At 48.3% G+C, this 17,790-nt stretch carries 15 protein-coding genes and 1 tRNA gene; 9 read left to right on the top strand and 7 right to left on the bottom strand.

All coding sequences use genetic code 11. From position 1 onward, the window contains the following. Positions 1-69 precede the first annotated feature (69 nt). Genes F457_RS0102070 through F457_RS0102080 form a run of 3 tightly spaced genes read left to right on the top strand, consistent with a single transcriptional unit; the run spans position 70 to position 1,746 of the window. Positions 70-501, top strand: a complete 432-nt coding sequence (locus F457_RS0102070; protein ID WP_018979471.1) for a hypothetical protein — start codon at positions 70-72, stop codon at positions 499-501. Continuing rightward, entirely contained in the window at positions 494-736 is a 243-nt protein-coding gene (locus F457_RS0102075) for a hypothetical protein (RefSeq protein WP_018979472.1), read from the top strand. Before F457_RS0102070 ends, F457_RS0102075 begins: the two co-directional genes overlap by 8 nt. Further along, entirely contained in the window at positions 733-1,746 is a 1,014-nt protein-coding gene (locus F457_RS0102080) for a tyrosine-type recombinase/integrase (RefSeq protein ID WP_018979473.1), read from the top strand. Before F457_RS0102075 ends, F457_RS0102080 begins: the two co-directional genes overlap by 4 nt. A 66-nt stretch (positions 1,747-1,812) precedes the next feature. On the opposite strand, the gene F457_RS0102085 is transcribed toward F457_RS0102080, so the two are convergent. Further along, positions 1,813-1,886: transfer RNA gene (locus tag F457_RS0102085), tRNA-Cys, on the bottom strand. Positions 1,887-2,082: 196 nt separating this feature from the next. Here F457_RS0102085 and F457_RS0102090 point away from each other — a divergent pair. Together F457_RS0102090 and F457_RS0102095 are read left to right on the top strand one after the other, a co-directional pair. After that, positions 2,083-3,528 (top strand): TolC family outer membrane protein, encoded by a 1,446-nt coding sequence (locus tag F457_RS0102090; RefSeq protein WP_026294091.1) that lies wholly within the window; start codon positions 2,083-2,085, stop codon positions 3,526-3,528. 87 nt (positions 3,529-3,615) lie between these two features. Beyond that, entirely contained in the window at positions 3,616-6,321 is a 2,706-nt protein-coding gene (locus F457_RS0102095) for a valine--tRNA ligase (protein ID WP_018979475.1), read from the top strand. A 613-nt stretch (positions 6,322-6,934) separates the two neighbouring features. Here F457_RS0102095 and ilvD read toward each other — a convergent pair. After that, positions 6,935-8,791: a dihydroxy-acid dehydratase gene (gene ilvD / locus F457_RS0102105; RefSeq protein ID WP_018979477.1), complete on the bottom strand. Its 1,857-nt coding sequence runs from the start codon at positions 8,789-8,791 to the stop codon at positions 6,935-6,937. A 169-nt stretch (positions 8,792-8,960) separates the two neighbouring features. On the opposite strand from ilvD, the gene msrA reads away from it, so the two are divergent. Next, positions 8,961-9,503 carry a peptide-methionine (S)-S-oxide reductase MsrA gene (msrA, locus tag F457_RS0102110; protein WP_018979478.1) on the top strand — a complete coding sequence of 181 codons (543 nt, stop codon included), beginning with the start codon at positions 8,961-8,963 and terminating at the stop codon, positions 9,501-9,503. Positions 9,504-9,517: 14 nt separating this feature from the next. Here msrA and F457_RS0102115 read toward each other — a convergent pair whose 3' ends face one another. From F457_RS0102115 to ubiE, 5 genes are read right to left on the bottom strand one after another with little or no spacing between them, the layout of a single operon-like run. Then, entirely contained in the window at positions 9,518-10,846 is a 1,329-nt protein-coding gene (locus F457_RS0102115) for an ABC transporter ATP-binding protein (protein ID WP_018979479.1), read from the bottom strand. Further along, positions 10,843-12,330, bottom strand: coding sequence for a hypothetical protein (locus F457_RS0102120; protein WP_018979480.1), 1,488 nt, complete (start codon positions 12,328-12,330; stop codon positions 10,843-10,845). Before F457_RS0102120 ends, F457_RS0102115 begins: the two co-directional genes overlap by 4 nt. A 60-nt stretch (positions 12,331-12,390) precedes the next feature. Continuing rightward, positions 12,391-12,843, bottom strand: coding sequence for a dUTP diphosphatase (gene dut, locus F457_RS0102125; RefSeq protein WP_018979481.1), 453 nt, complete (start codon positions 12,841-12,843; stop codon positions 12,391-12,393). Positions 12,844-12,848: 5 nt separating this feature from the next. Then, positions 12,849-14,048: a bifunctional phosphopantothenoylcysteine decarboxylase/phosphopantothenate--cysteine ligase CoaBC gene (coaBC, locus tag F457_RS0102130; protein WP_018979482.1), complete on the bottom strand. Its 1,200-nt coding sequence runs from the start codon at positions 14,046-14,048 to the stop codon at positions 12,849-12,851. 2 nt (positions 14,049-14,050) lie between these two features. After that, positions 14,051-14,839 (bottom strand): bifunctional demethylmenaquinone methyltransferase/2-methoxy-6-polyprenyl-1,4-benzoquinol methylase UbiE, encoded by a 789-nt coding sequence (gene ubiE, locus F457_RS0102135; RefSeq protein ID WP_018979483.1) that lies wholly within the window; start codon positions 14,837-14,839, stop codon positions 14,051-14,053. A gap of 30 nt (positions 14,840-14,869) precedes the next feature. Between ubiE and mutM the strand changes: the two genes are divergently transcribed. The 3 genes from mutM (at position 14,870) to dnaA (ending at position 17,775) form a co-directional block, all read left to right on the top strand. After that, positions 14,870-15,724: a bifunctional DNA-formamidopyrimidine glycosylase/DNA-(apurinic or apyrimidinic site) lyase gene (mutM, locus tag F457_RS0102140; protein ID WP_026294094.1), complete on the top strand. Its 855-nt coding sequence runs from the start codon at positions 14,870-14,872 to the stop codon at positions 15,722-15,724. 102 nt (positions 15,725-15,826) lie between these two features. Continuing rightward, positions 15,827-16,096 (top strand): 30S ribosomal protein S20, encoded by a 270-nt coding sequence (gene rpsT, locus F457_RS0102145; RefSeq protein ID WP_018979485.1) that lies wholly within the window; start codon positions 15,827-15,829, stop codon positions 16,094-16,096. 245 nt (positions 16,097-16,341) lie between these two features. After that, entirely contained in the window at positions 16,342-17,775 is a 1,434-nt protein-coding gene (gene dnaA / locus F457_RS0102150; protein ID WP_018979486.1) for a chromosomal replication initiator protein DnaA, read from the top strand. The last annotated feature ends 15 nt before the right edge of the window (positions 17,776-17,790 follow it).

Below are 17,790 nucleotides of genomic sequence, written 5' to 3' on the forward strand. Positions count from 1 at the left end.
TGTTGTGGCCGCCGTTTACTGTTTGAGCTGTAGGCATGTGGTCTGGCGTGAGAGGCAGGAGGGATCGGAATGAGTGACAAGTTAAGGCCGTGCCCGTTCTGTGGGAGCCGTGAACTTGGGTGTGATGGACATTACTTCTATTGCACGACGTGTCATGCAACCGGCCCAGATGAGCCGTTGCCAGATCGTGCGTGGGCTGCACAACGCTGGAACCAACGTCGCGAATGGGTTCCGTTCCGTGAGGCATTAGCTATGCCGGAGTTTCGATATGGTGTCCGCTACCCTGCTAAGTTCCCAACAGCCTCGGAACCACATCGCTATGGACATGTGAAGGCTCGAAAGCCTGCTGATGGACGTATGTATTACTACGTCAACGGCTGGCACCAGCCGTCGTTAGACACTCGGGCAGAAGAGCTTTGGGGCGAACCAGTAGTCGGCGACGTGCTCGTTCTTGTCTCAGCTTTGGAGGAATACGCAGATCAGGAGGGAGAGAATGGCTAAGAACAGCTACCCGTTTCCTCCGGCCGCTATGGATGAAAATCAGGCGGCTTTCTTTTGTGGGAATCTAGATACGTCATCGTTCAAGAAGCACATTGCCCCACACGTTGCGGCTATCAAAATCGGGGCTAGAAAAGCCTATCTCACAACGAGCTTGCAAGACTATCTCAACGCTCTAGCGGGGAGGTCCTCCCATGATACCGGCAAGCCCACAAACCCATTGGATAACCTTCTATGAAGTCGGTTCGGATGCGTTACGTAAGACGGATTAAGGATCGCTCTGGGCGGTATCGGTATTATTTACGCCGCCCCGGTGCATCTCAACATATCCGGCTGCCAGACATTTTAGATGATGGCTTCTTTCAGGCCTATGCAAAGGCAATGGGGGAAAAAGTAGAACGTCCTTTCGTGAACTCTCCTAAAACGCTAGCATGGCTTATTGAAAAATGGCAATCAACATCGCGATACCTTGAATTAGCTGAGGAAACACGTAAGACATACGGTCGCATTCTATTACGTATGCAAGAGCAAGATTATGCCCAGTATCTTGTTTCTGATTTTGGGCCAGTTCATATTCGTCGTTTTCTTGACCGTCTGGGCGACAGACCAGCTGCTGCCAATAGTTGGCTCAAACAGTTTCGTATTCTGTTTGATTACGCTGTTGAGTATGGTTGGTGCGAACGTAATCCAGCCCGTGAGGTTAAAAGGCGCAAAGAAAAAGGAGAAGGGCAAGAAACATGGTCTGAAGCACATATTGCACAATTTGAGCAGGCATGGCCAAGTGGTTCACAGCCACGCTTAGCGTTGGCTCTGTTACTTTATACCGGGCAAAGAACAGGTGACGTGGTACGTATGAGCTCAACTAACCGCAGAGATGACCTTATCGCGTTACAGCAACATAAAACCGGGAAAAGACTATTAATCCCCGTTCATCCATGTTTAGCCGCTGAACTTGAAAATGCCTCAACAGGAGCCGCCTTCCTCATAACCGCGCAAGACAAGCCATTTAGCCCAAAGGGATTTTATGAGCGCTTCAAAGAATGGAGAAGGAAAGCGGGCTTACCAGAAGGATTAAGTCCTCACGGCTTGCGCAAAGCAGCAGCCCGCAGGTTAGCTGAAGCAGGATGCTCAACGCATCAAATCGCTGCAATCACAGGACACGCGACTCTATCGGAGGTCGCACGATACACCATCGCAGCAGATCAAGAACGACTAGCACGGGAGGGGTTAGCTAGAATTAAAAAGTAAAACATTTGGTTTTATAGTAAAACATTCTACCAAAAACGGCTAAATTTTGCCATTTTTTGTGCACTCTGGAGGTCCGGGCGGGAATCGAACCCACATACGCGGATTTGCAGTCCGCTACATCGCCATTCTGCCACCGGACCTCGATGAGAACGCTTGGGTTTCTTACTTTTTTAGTTTCCTTACGTCAATAGGGCATGAGCTATTAGGGAAAACATTTTCTTTCACGCATAAAAAAGTTATCATCTCTCAGCACGCTAACATCTCATGACGTAGAGCATTGGGCAAATCACTGGAATGAGCACAGATCATTTTTACACGTTAAAGACAGGCTGGATGATGCGAGCCACGGTTGGGATTGGAGTGTGTTCATCTCTATCATGGCAAGCTGCTGATGCTCAAAAATATGATGGGAAAGGCTCTCCCAATTTTCTTCCTCATACATTACGCGAGGCGATGGCAAGTGCTTATCTAACTAATCCCCAGTTACGGGAGGAACGGGCTCAGCTGCGTGCGGTGGATGAGCAGATGCCCGCAGCTGTGGCTGGGTGGCATCCAACAATACAAGGAACCTTTGGCCTATCGGCCATGAAAGGAAATTCCGCCACGACACAAGATGTTAATATTGGTGGTCGTTCTACAAAAATTCCGACAGCTCAAACATATAACAATTCAGGATATAGTGGCGGCGTTACAATTACTCAGCCGATTTACCAAGGCGGGAGAACGGTTGCAAACATCCGTGTCGCTAAAAACCAAATTCGTGCTGAGAGAGCACATCTGATTTTTGTTGAACAGCAAGTTCTTCTTGGCGTGGTTAATGCATATGTCAATGTTGTGGAAGATGAACAACTTCTACAAGCCAGTATGAACAATGAACGCGTTTTGCGTCAGCAGGTAGAAACAGCTAACCGACGTTTTCGGTTGGGTGAAATTAGTCGTACTGATGTTGCTCAGGCCCAAGGGGCTTTGGCTTCTGCTTCAGCACAACGGCAGCAGTCAGAAGGGACGTTGAAGGAGGCTCAGGCTGCATATCTACAGGTTGTCGGAGTGCCTGCGGCTTCTGATCTTGTTCCTCCACAACCACTTAACTTACCTGTCCATAATGAGCGCGAAGCTGTAGCCATGGCAGTTCATAATAATCCAAGTGTTGTTGGAGCATTATTTACGGAAGCCCAGCAGAAAAATAATATTTCTGTGCAGATGTCACTTATTATGCCCAAAATAACGGCAACATTGGGTTATCAAAACACGCGAAACTACGGGGATGGTGCGACTAACCAAGATAGTAAAACAGCCCAACTTGCTATGCAGGTTCCCATATACCAGGGAGGGGGTGAATATGCGGGGATCCGCCAAGCACGCCAAACGGCCGAAGGCGCTCATCATGAAGTCGATGTGCAGCGTAGGCAAGCTCTGCAACAAGCCTCTGCAAATTGGCAAAATATGTTGGCGGCCCAAGAGACTTTAAAAAGCAGTCGCGTCGCTGTATCTGCAGATATTGCAGCATTAGCCGGTGTCGAACGCCAAGCCCTTGTTGGGACGGCAAGTACGCTGGAAGTTCTCCAGCAGCAACAGACCCTTTTGCTTGCACAGGAAGCGCTTATCCAAAATATTGCGACCCTTGTGAACAGCTCTTACAATATTGCTGCAGCCATTGGGCGTTTAACCGCTATTGATCTGAAGCTTCCTGTTCCGCTTTATGACGAGAAAGCCTATTATAATGCCGTTAAAAATCGTTTGTGGGGTATCAGCGATTACGCTGTTAATCAGCCCGGACGTTAAGAGATTTACGCTGTTTGCTCTCGGCTTATTGGCGTTCCGGTGATATAAGCACGTTCACTGTCACATTTTTTCATGATCCGGAAAACCATGTCCGAACAGCACGAAACTGCCTCTTTGTCTAACTCTTCATTGGAAAAAACCTTCCTTCCAGCGGCGTATGAGGAAACCTTATACCGTCAATGGGAAGAAAGTGGCGTTTTTAAAGCGCACCCCGAAAAAGAAGGGGAAGCATTTTCCATTATGTTTCCTCCTCCCAATGTAACAGGCACGTTGCATCTTGGGCATGCGTTGAATTTTACGCTGCAAGATATTTTGATACGATGGAAACGCCAGCAAGGTGCCAATGTTTTATGGCAGCCTGGAACAGATCACGCTGGTATTGCTACACAAATGGTGGTCGAGCGTGCGCTTGATAAGGAAGGTATTAGCCGAACAGCACTTGGACGTCCCGGATTTGTTGACCGTGTGTGGGAGTGGAAAAAAGAATATGGTGGCACGATCATTCGTCAGTTACGTACATTAGGGGCGTCAGCTGATTGGTCGCGTGAACGTTTTACGATGGATGATGGGCTTTCTAAGGCGGTACGAAAAGTTTTTGTACAACTTCACAAAGAAGGTCTGATTTATCGAGATCGTCGCTTAGTCAATTGGGATCCTGTTTTCCGTTCAGCGATTTCAGACCTTGAAGTGGAAAACAAAGAAACCAAAGGGTCGATGTGGTATATTCGCTATCCTTTAGAGGATGGACGAACCATTACGGTAGCGACAACACGTCCGGAAACCATGCTTGGTGATGTTGCCGTAGCCGTATCCCCTGAGGACGACCGCTATCGTGATATGATTGGTCAGAAGGTTGTGCTCCCGCTGACAGGACGAAAAATTCCCATCGTTGCGGATGAACATTCTGATCCAGAAAAAGGAACAGGTGCGGTTAAGATCACACCGGCCCATGATTTCAACGACTTTGAGGTTGGGAAACGGCATAAACTGCCAGCTCCAACAGTCTTAGATGAGAGCGCTCATATTTGGCTGGATGAAATTGCTGATTCCTTAGAAAATATTGATGGGGTGGCAGACACCTCTTTCGTGCAGTCACTAGCTGGTGTGCATCGCGATGAAGCACGCAAGAAGATTGTAGCCGAGCTTGAACGTCTTGAATGGCTTGAAAAGATTGAACCCCATAAGCTGCAAGTCCCTACAGCAGACCGCGGGGGCGCTATTGTTGAACCGCGTCTGACGCTACAATGGTATTGTGATGCGCCTAAACTTGCAGGGCCCGCTATTGAAGCTGTTGAAAAAGACAAAATCGTTTTTGAACCTCGTCAGTGGGAAAATACCTTCTTTTCGTGGATGCGTGATCTGCAACCTTGGTGCATTAGCCGTCAGCTTTGGTGGGGACATCGCATCCCGGCTTGGTATGGTTCTGACAATGAGACCTATGTGGCAGAAACAGAAGAAGATGCGCGCAAGCAAGCTGGGCCAGATGTCACCTTAACCCAAGAGGAAGACGTTCTTGATACGTGGTTTAGCTCGGCTTTATGGCCTTTTTCTACGCTAGGTTGGCCAGATGATACAGAAGCCTTAAAGCGTTATTACCCTACCAGTATGCTGGTAACGGGTTTCGATATTATCTTTTTCTGGGTCTCTCGGATGATGATGATGGGGCTCCATTTCATGGGTGAAGTTCCGTTCCATAAAGTATTAATCCATGGTTTGGTGCGTGATGAAAAGGGACAGAAAATGTCCAAATCACGCGGCAACGGCATTGACCCCCTTGACCTCATTGCCGAATTTGGTGCCGACGCAACGCGGCTGGCGATTTGTGCAGGGGCAGGGCCTGGACGTGATATTAAGCTTGGACGTGGCCGAGTGGAAGAGCATCGCTCCTTTGTCACGAAGCTTTGGAATGCATCGCGCTTTCTACAAATGAATGGCGCAGCGCCTGTTGCTAATTTTGACCCAACAGCGGTTCAGAGCACGTTGTCACGTTGGATCATTGAAGAAGCACGCAAAGCAACGGATAGTGCGAATGCGGCATTAGAAGCATCACGCTTTGATGATTATGCACGCTGCTGCTATCAATTTGTGTGGAATATTTTCTGCGATTGGTTCGTTGAATTCGCTAAGCCTGTATTCAATACAAGTGGGACTGAGACGGAAGAGCTTAAAGCCGTTAGTGCATATGTGCTCGGCATTATTTTGAGAATGATGCAGCCCGTTACGCCTTTTGTCACGGCGACGCTATGGCAGAAGCTTGGATATGAAGGGGACTTCATGGCTCAATCTTGGCCACAAGTGCCGCAGGTTTCGCAAGCTCAAGAAGCAGCGGAGGAAGTGAACTGGCTTGTTCGTCTGATTACAGAAGTGCGAACTGTCCGTTCTGAAATGCAGATTCCACCATCTCAAAAAGCACCGCTTTGGTTCCGTGATGCAAAGCCTGAAACCATCGAGCGTGCCCAGCGTTGGGAAGAGGCTATCAGTCGTATGGCTCGTGCTTCGGAAGTAAAGGCGTTGTCTGAAGATGGTCCACGCGTTGCGGCCCAGATTATTCTAGACGAAGCAACCATCTTCCTGCCTCTAGAAGGATTAATTGACCTTGATGCAGAACGGGCACGTTTGCGTAAGGAAATTTCTCGTCTTGAGACGGAAATTGGAAAGGTTGAGAAAAAGCTGGGTAATGAAAATTTCGTTGCACGCGCGAAGCCTGAAGTGGTGCAAGAAAATCGTGATCGTTTAGCTCATTTTGAGCATGACCTTACACGGCAGCAGGCTGCTCTGGGACGGTTAGATTGATCATCTGACGGTAGGTTTCAACATTCTCTGAAAAACGGAAAGGACTTTGTCTTGAAAAAGTCCTTTCCTCATAGAGAACAATATACCTTCTTTCTTGGTGAGTGGTGATCAGGATATAGGCTTGAGATATTTTTTCTATTAAAGAAAATAAGTAGTGCTTTGGTAAAGAATTCATAATTTTTGATTGAGATAAACCTGACACGATTAGCCTAGCCAATCCCAAAAAAAATCTTTTCTTTTCCTATTACCAATGTAGTAAACAAGAGATCTTCTCAACGCATCCACATCAATCCTTTCATCAAGTAGAAGTTTAAAAGACATCATTCTTTGGTAGTTTCCTCTCTTATTCTAAGAGTGATTATCATTCACTTAGAAGTATACGCCGAAATAAGAATCTATCGTAAAAGCCGATACGAAAAGTGAACTTCCTTTAAACCCTCCGTATCAATTTTCATCGGAAGAATAACGTAATCAACGGTATAAACGATGTCGTATGAGTCATTTCTTTTAAAGATTATTCAATAGGTAGATCTATATTTAAATACTTTAAAATACATTCGATCTAGAAAAAAAGTAAGGATCACCCAATAGGAAGATCCTTACCTGTCTTATATTAAGAACGCTTTTTTACGATAATTTGTGAAAGGTCACGCACAGCGCCGTGCGCGGCACTCGTTGTCATCGCACCGTAGGCCTGCAGGGCCTTAGAAACAGAGCGTGTACGTTGAGGCTTCCAAGCATGCTCGCCTTTTGCAGTCATCGCATCACGGCGTGCTTGAAGTGCTTCATCACTTAAAGCCAGGTGAAGGCGGCGGGCAGGGATGTCGATTTCAATTACATCGCCTTCTTCGATCAGTCCGATAAGACCACCTTCAGCTGCTTCTGGTGAGATGTGACCCACCGATAGGCCAGAGCTCCCACCTGAAAAGCGACCATCTGTGATCAGAGCACAACTTTCCCCTAAACCCATGGATTTAAGGTAGCTTGTTGGATAAAGCATTTCTTGCATACCAGGGCCGCCTTTAGGCCCTTCATAACGAATGACCACCACATCGCCAGGTACGATTTCTTTATTCAAAATGGCATTGACGGCGCTGTCCTGACTATCAAAAACGCGCGCTCTGCCCGTGAAGGTAAGGATATGATCTGCCACGCCTGCCGTTTTGACGATAGCGCCATCTTCCGCAAGATTGCCATACAGAACAGCAAGCCCACCATCTTGGGAAAAGGCATGATCGCGGGATCGCACAACGCCATTTTCTCGGTCTTGATCAAGCTCTTTATAGAGGCTTTTTTGTGAGAAAGCCTCCACAGTTCGCACACCACCGGGAGCCGCACTAAAGAGCGCTAAAGCTTCTGGTTGTTGATGTATAATGTCCCATTTTTTGAGAGACGTAGCCAATGTTGCACTATGAACGGTTGGAACGTCAGTTTGTAGTAGTCCTGAACGATCCAGCTCACCTAAAATAGCGGGAATTCCCCCTGCACGATGCACGTCTTCCATATGTACGTCGGCTTTTGCGGGTGAGACCTTACAAAGGTTTGGAACACGACGCGACAGCTGGTCAATATCGCTCATATGAAAATCAACCTCAGCTTCACGCGCTGCGGCTAATAAATGTAATACCGTGTTGGTTGAGCCACCCATCGCGATATCAAGCGTCATGGCGTTATGAAAGGCCTCACGGGTGGCAATACCTCGAGGAAGTGCTGTGTCATCATCCTGTTCATACCAGCGTTTAGCCAAGGAAACACTAAGACGACCAGCTTCTAGGAAAAGATTACGCCGATCTGCATGTGTCGCAACGAGAGAGCCATTACCTGGCAGAGACAGCCCCAATGCTTCGGTTAAACAGTTCATTGAGTTCGCCGTAAACATACCTGAACAGGAGCCGCATGTTGGGCAGGCAGAACGCTCAACAAGCTCTGACTGCTCATCACTAACGCGGTCGTCTGCTGCCATAACCATAGAGGTTACAAGATCAGTGGCGCGTTCAACCCCATCCATATCCGTACGGCCAGCCTCCATCGGCCCGCCAGAAACAAAGATCGTAGGAATGTTAAGGCGCAATGAGGCCATAAGCATGCCCGGCGTAATTTTATCACAGTTACTGATACAAACCAGCGCGTCGGCACAGTGGGCGTTGGCCATATACTCGACAGAATCAGCAATCAGCTCACGCGAGGGGAGAGAATACAACATTCCTCCATGACCCATTGCGATGCCATCATCGACAGCGATCGTGTTAAACTCACGTGCAATCCCTCCTGCTTCCTCAATGGCGGAAGCCACGAGCTGGCCCATATCTTTCAAATGCACATGGCCGGGCACAAACTGCGTGTAGGAATTAGCGATGGCAATAATGGGCTTACCGAAATCTCCATCGGCGACTCCCGTCGCCCGCCAAAGGGCACGTGCCCCGGCCATATTGCGACCATGAGTGCTGGTGCGAGAACGATAAGCCGGCATAAAAACCTCGAATAGGGTGATAGTAGAACTGTTTTCTGAGAAATAATAATAAACGTTCTTTGTGAAAATTGAAAGATATGAAAACACCTTCTTCTCCCCCTAGCGAGAGAAGCCCGTAGGGCTCATATGTAACGATACTTGGATGACGTGTAAGATTAGGAGGCCATCTATGGCAGAAAAAGACACAATTCTTCTCGGTGGAGGATGCTTTTGGTGTGTTGAGGCTATTTTTAATGGCCTAAAAGGCATTCTCTCAACAGAGCCAGGCTATGCGGGTGGACATACGTCAGATCCATCTTATGAGCAGGTCTGCACGGATACTACAGGTCATGCAGAGGTGGTGCGTGTCACGTTTGACCCAGACATTATTGGATTGGCCGACATCCTCCGGGTCTTTTTCACCACACATGACCCCACGCAACTGAATCGCCAAGGGAATGACGAGGGGACGCAGTATCGCTCTGTTATTTTTGGTGATGCCCAGCAGCAGGCTGTTGCTCACGATGTCAAAGCAGCTATAGAAAAAGAAAATATCTGGGGCGCTCCGCTCGTCACGGCGATTGAAGGGCCTGTTACTTTCTGGAAAGCTGAGGAAAAACATAGCGACTATTTTGCACGCAACCCTGAGACAGCGTATTGTGCAGCTGTTGTCGCTCCTAAAGTGGCAAAAGCACGTAAAATGTACAGAGACCGCCTGAAAAATCCGGAATAAATTTTCCTATTTTCTTAGTCGTCAGCTTCAAGAAGGAAACGATCAGTCTCTTCATCATAACCGAAGAGGCTGGCATAACGCGCCCATGCGATGGCGGTGTTAAGCGTCTGATGCGCGTAGTTCTCAGACATGCCTTTTTCGAGCTGGCGACGGAAATAATCGGCGTCTATCGTATGGCTGTGTCGTTCGTCCAAAGCTCCTCGTATAGCGCGCAATAACGGGAGAGCATGAAGAAGAGCCGAACGCATGATATCGCGTCGTGCGTCAGCATCACCAGCGGTGAAGGTCTGCCCAACTGTTGTGAGGAGAATATCTCCATCTTCCAGTTCAGCGAGGTCGAGAAGTTGTAAAGTCTCACCAAGCGGGAGGAGATCGTCCAGTGTCATCTGCAAGCGCTGCGCAAGATCAGGAAGATCGGCACGACCAGAGAGCGGCGGCGTCTCAAGAGTTTCCAGCAAACCAACCAGCAGTTCGATCGATAAATCAGGAAGCACGATAAATGTGTCATCGTCCTCCGTAGGGGGAAGCGTTTCATGTGCAGGCGAAGCCGGCAAATCAGCTTCAGAAACAATTGGCGCACGACGCGTCATAAGAATATAAATCTGGTCAACGAAATGACGGAACTCAGCTGACTGCCGATTGCGTGGATGAGGAAAAGGCACGGGAATCTCGTGCGTGATACGCCCTGGCCCTGATGAAAATAGAAGAATACGGTCACACATTAACACAGCTTCTTCGATGGCATGCGTGGCAAGCATCATGGCTTTTAGCGGAGAAAGACGGTTTTCACTCCACAGTTCAATAAGATCTGTTCTAAGATTTTCAGCACTAAGCATCTCAAGATCTAAAAATGGCTCATCAAGGAGAAGTAGTTCAGGTTGCTGCGCTAACGCTCGTGCTAATATCGTGCGTTGTTTGAGAGCATCAGATAATTCGCGTGGAAAAGCCCCCTCATAACCGTCAATATCCATGATCTCAATCACATCATCAGCAATCTCTTTTCGGCGAACTGCTGATAATGAATAGGCTTCCAGCGCTAATAAGATATTTTCTCGTACAGTTAGCCAAGGGAATAAAGTGTCATCCTGCAGAACAGCAGAAACATGAGATAAATCATTCTTTGTTGCAGTCTCACCACGCCACAAGACACGTCCTTGAGAAGGAGGCATCAGGCCGCTCATAATTTCCATCAGGCTCGACTTCCCAGAGCCAGAGCGCCCCACAAGCCCTAAAATTTCACCCTCGCGGATCGTGAGCGTGATGTCCTCAAGGATTGTAATAGGTGATGCGTGGCGTTTAGCAAAAGAATGCGTGCAGCCTTGCAAACTGAGAATAACGCTCATGGTGAGACCTTGTATTTGCGGAGGAGATAGCGTTGCAAAGGGCATGCGATAGCGTAACGAACTATAAGAGCGCAGGACGTCATGATGATGAGGAAAGAAAATGCTTCCGCAGATTGTTTAGAGAGATTGCCTTCTCTGATAGCCAGCCATGCTAGAGGTGAGAACGCCCCTCCAAGATAGAGAGAGTTCCACATAGGTGAAAGTGTATACAGGGCTCCGCGTGAAACGGAAGGAAGTGCAAGAGGAAAGCGAATTTTTTGCCAAAAAGAAAGGGGCGGGACGCGCAAATGCCGTGCTGTTCGATATAATCGTTTTTGATGTTTCCCTTCATCTTTAGCCAAAATACTCCAACCAAACGCCCCTTGAAGAGATAGGATGAGGCATAGGACAAAAGTGACGTAAGAGTGGAAGAAAGGCTCTAAAAAAACAAACGGACTCATCAAAAAAAGAGCTGAAAGGAGATGAAGCAAACGTCGGTAACTGCCTCGTTTCCCTATCATATACCCACCTAGAACTGTCCAGAGCACTGCACAGCAGGTTAAAATGATAAGACTGATGATGAGAAGAAAGCCCCCTTCACGAACTAAGGAAAGCCATGAATGTAGGGGAGTAATAGCCCACAGGATCAATAATCCACTTACTAGAACGAGCCATACGAAGCTTTTTTTCCACCATAATGTTTCTCCATCATCATGGAGAGATGGAGCCAAGTGGGTAGGAATATGATAGCGATGTGAACGCTGTATTAATGGGCTAATAACGGCTTGATATATCAGTGCTCTTATGAGGAACATAGCGCCTAGAGCCCAACAAAATAGGCCTATTTTATGCTGCGTTAACGCCTCAAGAGCTTGAGCACCACATCCACTGCTATAATGCGGCTCAATCATGACCAATAATGCTTGACCCCCTAGAAGACGTAGCCAAAAATCAGGTACATCTTCGAGAATTGTTTGCGCAATTTTGGGAAAGGCAACGGGCATATGAATGCGCCAGAAGCACTGCCACGTTTTCAACCTTAGAGATTGGGCCGTTTTGAGATAGGAAGAAGGGATAGTCTCTTCTTCATTTAACGCCGTCTGCACCATACGGACACACAAACTAAAGGCCGTAATAGCTACAACAACGAAGAAGGGAGGGCACAATCCTAAAATTAAACTAACAGCCCCCAGAACAGGGATATCGGAACAGAAAGCGCAGATAGTGCGTGTCAAAACACGCAATCTTTGTGAGCAAGAGACAAGGGCTAAGATCGAGAAAGCCACACTCAGTGCAAGGCTGCCTGCTGCAAAAGCCTGAGCTAAGGTGACTAAAGGGGCCGTCCATAAATCTGCATTGTGTAGTTCTGGCAAACTGTTCGGTACAAGGAGCTGCCCTCCGTAAGCCAGAAGACCAACCGCAACGATACAAACGAAAACACCACGCCCCCCGTCAACAGAAAGCCAATGGGCAAATCTGCCCTCGGTTTTCGATATCCATGACATGAGAGGAAAGCAGCCTCTCATAACCAACTCATGGGTATTCGGTCGTCCATCGTTCCTTCCTTAATGTCCCGTGCTGCCGAAACCCCCGCTTCCGCGTGCTGTTTTATCCAGACTATCGCACTCCTGCCATGTGATTCGCACGACAGGCGCAAGAACACCCTGAGCAATTCGCATGCCTCTTTCAACTGTAAAAGCATCACGACCAGCATTCATAACGATTATACGGATTTCACCACGATAATCTTCGTCAATCGTTCCCGGAGAATTAGGAACAATCAGCCCATGCTTGAGCGCAAGGCCAGAACGCGGACGAATCTGCAATTCGTAATTGCTTGGCAAAGCGACACATAGTCCTGTCGGGATCAACGCTCGTTCACCTGGGGGGATAACAACCGGCTCTGTAACGGCTGCCAGAAAATCAACCCCAGCAGCGCCAGCGGTGCCATAGCTAGGAAGATCTAAACCTTCTGCATGCGGTAAACGTTTGAGGGGAACATGAACAATATGGGTCATGGGGGTTATTGTGTGTCCTGCTGGTGAAAAAAAGAAGCAATTTTCTGGGCTAATTGCATCGCAAGTGCCTCTTTGCTCATCGTAGGCCAGTCTTCTATCGTATCTTCTGTGATAAAGTGAACGCGGTTACTCTCTTGGCCGAACACGCCTTGGCTGACGTCGTTGGCAAGCAGCCACTCACAGCCTTTTTTACGACGCTTCTCCTGAGCATGCTTCAGGACATGGTCTGTTTCCGCTGCAAAGCCGACGACTAGGGAAGGGCGCTGTGCCCCTATGTGGCAGAGATCACGCAGGATATCAGGATTTTCCACAAGGTCGATTGGTGCAAGAGAGCTTGTGCCTTTTTTGTTTTTTACAACGCTTACATGCTTAGGGCGCCAGTCACTCACAGCAGCGACACAAACAGCGATATCGGCAGGAAGAGCAGAAATACAAGCTTCCTTCATTTGCTGAGCTGTTTGCACATTAATACGCGTAACATTTTCCGGGGTCGTTAAAGACACAGGCCCGCTTACTAATGTGACCGCAGCTCCTAATTGTGCAAGCGCTTTGGCAACTGCATAGCCTTGCAATCCCGATGAGTGGTTAGACAAAAATCGAACCGGGTCGATAGGTTCCACAGTTGGGCCGGCCGTGACGAGAGCATGGCGTCCAGTCAAAGGCTTTTTATGTGGGGATAAACATGCGCGAACAGCAGCGGCAATGTGCTCGGGGCTGCTAAGTCGACCAACGCCATATTCCCCACAAGCCATTTCCCCTTCCTCTGGCTCAATAATATTTACGCCACGTTGTGTGAGGAGCACTAAGTTATCGCGGGTCGCAGGATGGTCCCACATGCGCACATTCATAGCAGGCGCTAGCAGAATGGGAGCGCGAGTGGCTAATAAAACCGTTGTTGCGAGGTCATCAGCCATTCCATGAGCCATGCGCGCCATAAGATTCGCCGTTGCAGGGCAACATAAGAGGCAATCAGCAGAACGAGCTAAAGCTATGTGGTCTATCGCACTATCATCAGTTGATGAAAAAAGCTGATGATGAACAGGAGCTCCACATAAAACCTCGACTGAAAGAGGTGTGACAAACTCCTGAGCAGCTGCTGTCATCACAGGAGTAATATGATGCCCATCACGGCGCAGCATCCGGGCCACATCCAACGCGCGATAAGCAGCAATTCCTCCACTAATGACCAGCACGATATGAGCCATTTTTAGAGACGCCAGCCTGAATGGATAGCCACAATGCCACCGGAGAGGTTCCGGTATGTAACACGTTCTAGCCCAGCTGTTCGCATCATAGAGGCGAGCGTTTCCTGATCAGGGAACATGCGAATGCTTTCAGCGAGGTATTGATAGCTTTCAGCATCGCCTGCAATCATTTGCCCCATCCGTGGTAACACTTGGAATGACCACGCATCATAAATCGGTGCGAGAGCTGCAATATCGACTTTTGAAAATTCAAGACAGAGAAAACGTCCACCCGGTTTAAGAACGCGTCTGACTTCTCTCAAAACAGCGTCTTTATCCGTACAGTTGCGTAAGCCAAACGCCATGGACACGCGATCCATTGATGCATCAGGGAAGGGAAGTGTTTCCGCATCCACAACCTGCACATCCATACGGTCAATCAATCCTGCTTTAATGGCACGCTCCCGTCCCACGTCCAGCATAGCCTCATTAATATCAGACAGAATAGCATGGCCGCCCCCACGTTTCAGCCAGCCAAACGTGATGTCGCCAGTACCTCCCGCTAGATCAAGAAGTGTTTGACCTGGTTGCGGTGCTAACATCGTGATGAAAATGCGTTTCCAGACACGATGAATTCCCAATGACATGGCGTCATTCATCACATCATATTTGCCTGCAACGCTTTCAAATACGTGACGGACCATAGATTTTTTCTCGTGACGCGGTACATCACGGTAGCCGAAGTCGATATTTTCTTCCTCATGGCTGGAGGAAGGAGAAGACGAAAGGTGGGGTTTAGCGCTATCTGTCATACATTCATCGTTACCGTATTGTAGAGCATTATGCCAGAACTACCCGAAGTTGAGACTATCATGCGAGGAATACGCACTGCCCTTAAGGGAAAGCGTGTCCAGCAGGTGCATATAAACCGTCCTGATCTACGTCGTCCATTCCCATCAAACCTTAAGATGATCCTTGTAGGTGCAAAGGTTCAGGAGGTGAGGCGACGCGCTAAATATATTCTTATTGGTTTAGATAATAATTGGACCGTGCTTATCCATCTAGGAATGTCAGGACGTCTCTTTATAGATAAACCCAGCGATGCTCATGAATTACGCAAGCATCAGCATTTTGATTTTTTGCTCAACGACGGTACGCGTATCGCGTTGGTGGATCCGCGGCGCTTTGGGGTGGTGGATGCCTTCCCGTCCTCTCCTGAGGCATTGCCGCCTTTTATGAAGCGCTTAGGAATCGAGCCTCTGGGAGAGGAGCCCTTGACTCCAGTTGCTATAAAAAACCTGTTCGAGAAAACACACTCTCCTATCAAAAATGCACTTCTTGATCAGACCAAAATTGTTGGATTAGGCAATATTTATGTGTGTGAGGCCCTCTTCAGAGCTGGGATTCATCCGCAGAAAACTGCGAACACGCTTTCCCAGACAGAATATGAGCATTTATCCCAAATTATTCCCGAAATTCTACACGAAGCACTCGCAGCAGGAGGTTCTACGTTACGCGATTATGTAACCGTCGATGGTCAAAAAGGAAGCTTTCAGGAGCTTCATCAAGTATATGGGCGGGCAGGGGACGCTTGCCCAATATGTGCTCAAAAAAAGCATAGAGCGCTTATCACGAAAATCACCCAATCGGGACGATCCACCTTTTTTTGCCCACAGCACCAGAAAAGTGAGCATTAAACGGGTCGTCTTAAGGAAGAATGCTTGACGAAGCGCTGATCTAAGGGTAGAGGGCTATCAATATTTTGTAGCGAACTGTCCGCAGGAAATAACGGAAGACCCATGGCAAATACTCCTTCAGCACGTAAACGCATCCGTCAGAACGAACGTCGCCGTCTGCGCAATGCATCCCGTCTGTCACGCATGCGTACGTTCGTGAAGAGCGTTGAGAAAGCGATCCTTTCTGGTGACAAGACTGCAGCCGATGCTGCTTTCCGTGCCGCTCAGCCTGAAATGCAGCGCGCTGCTGGTAAAGGTGTGATCGCACGCAACACGGTTAGCCGTAAGCTTTCACGCTTGTCAGCACGTATTAAGTCGCTGGCAGCAGCGTAAGAGCACACAGCTCTAAGTTCTAAAAACAGTTTCTTTGGAAGCTGTTTTGGGCGCGCCCTTGGGCGCGTTCTTTTTTTTAGAACTATTCTGTCGTGTATAAAGCAGCCTTCGCTTGCTTAGCAGGTGGAGAATGTTTTATCCTCACACACCTGCAAGGCAGGTTATTGATGTCACCCAAGGCCAAACGGAGAGGGAATCAGACCTTTCTGTAGGTCGCCATAAGCAATTAAGAACGGAGATCGGAAGTGGAAAACGCTCAGTCTTTGGACGCTGCTGTCACCTCTTCTGAATCCGCCCTTCTTGAGGCGACTTGGGTGCGCATTCGCGATCGCCTCAAAACTGAGGTTGGTGAGGTTGAATACCGAACATGGCTTCAGCAGATCGTTCTAGGGCCTGTCGAAGAAGATGAGATTGTTCTCTTCCTTCCATCGCGCTTTCTGCGTGACTGGGTGCGCAGCCAATATGGCGAGCGTCTTCAGACTCTTTGGCGTCAAGAAAGCAAGGTCATCCAGCGCGTAGAACTCCAAGTTCGCAAAGGGATGACGCCTCCTTCAGACAATGATCAGCCGTCATCTTCGCCCGAGCCAGAGGTCGAGACATCTGTTGCAGAAGAGACAAGCAATACGCGCCCTCTCGCAACCGAGATTAAAAGCGATCTCGCTGTCCCTCTCGACCCACGTTTTACCTTTGATAGCTTTGTTGTCGGTAAGCCAAATGAATTTGCCTATGCCTGTGCTCGACGCGTTGCAGAACGTCCGTCAAGCCCCGGCTTTAACCCTCTTTTTCTGTACGGTGGAGTGGGGCTAGGTAAAACGCATCTAATGCATGCTATTGGCTCTGAACTCGTACGGATGGGCAATGTTTCAGTGGCTTATATGTCTGCTGAAAAGTTTATGTATCGCTTCATTGCTTCTATCCGCTCTCAATCTACAATGGAATTTAAAGAGCAGTTACGTTCTGTAGATGTTCTTATGATTGATGACCTCCAGTTCCTCATTGGGAAGGATAATACACAGGAGGAATTTTTTCATACCTTCAATGCCCTTGTGGATGCAGGACGTCAGATTGTTGTCAGCGCTGATAAAAGTCCGTCTGATCTTTCGGGGCTGGAAGATCGACTGAGAACGCGCTTAGGGTGCGGCATGGTTGCCGATATTCACGCGACGACTTTTGAACTGCGTATCTCCATTTTGGAAGCGAAAGCAGGTGCTTCTGGGGTTCCTGTCCCCGGAAAAGTGCTTGAATATCTCGCTCATAAAATCACAACGAATGTGCGTGAGCTTGAAGGAGCATTAAACCGCCTTATTGCTCATGCTGATTTAGTTGGACGTCCTGTCACGCTAGAAAGCACGCAAGACGTCTTGAAGGACATGCTGAAAGCCCATGAGCGTCGCGTTACAATTGATGATATTCAACGCAAAGTAGCCGAGCATTGGAATATTCGCCTTACGGACATGTCTTCTGCACGTCGCGCACGTGCTGTTGCTCGTCCCCGTCAGGTGGCTATGTATCTTGCTAAAAACCTGACGAGCCGGAGTTTGCCTGAAATTGGACGTAAGTTCGGAAATCGGGATCACACGACCGTTATGCATGCTGTTTCACGCGTGACGGAGCTGATTGAAGAAGATGCAACATTCGCTGAAAGCGTTGAATTGCTGAAGCGTATGCTAGAAAATTAAAAGATCTTTCCTTCT

Origin of the sequence: Saccharibacter floricola DSM 15669 (assembly GCF_000378165.1) — a bacterium.
Taxonomy (GTDB): domain Bacteria; phylum Pseudomonadota; class Alphaproteobacteria; order Acetobacterales; family Acetobacteraceae; genus Saccharibacter; species Saccharibacter floricola.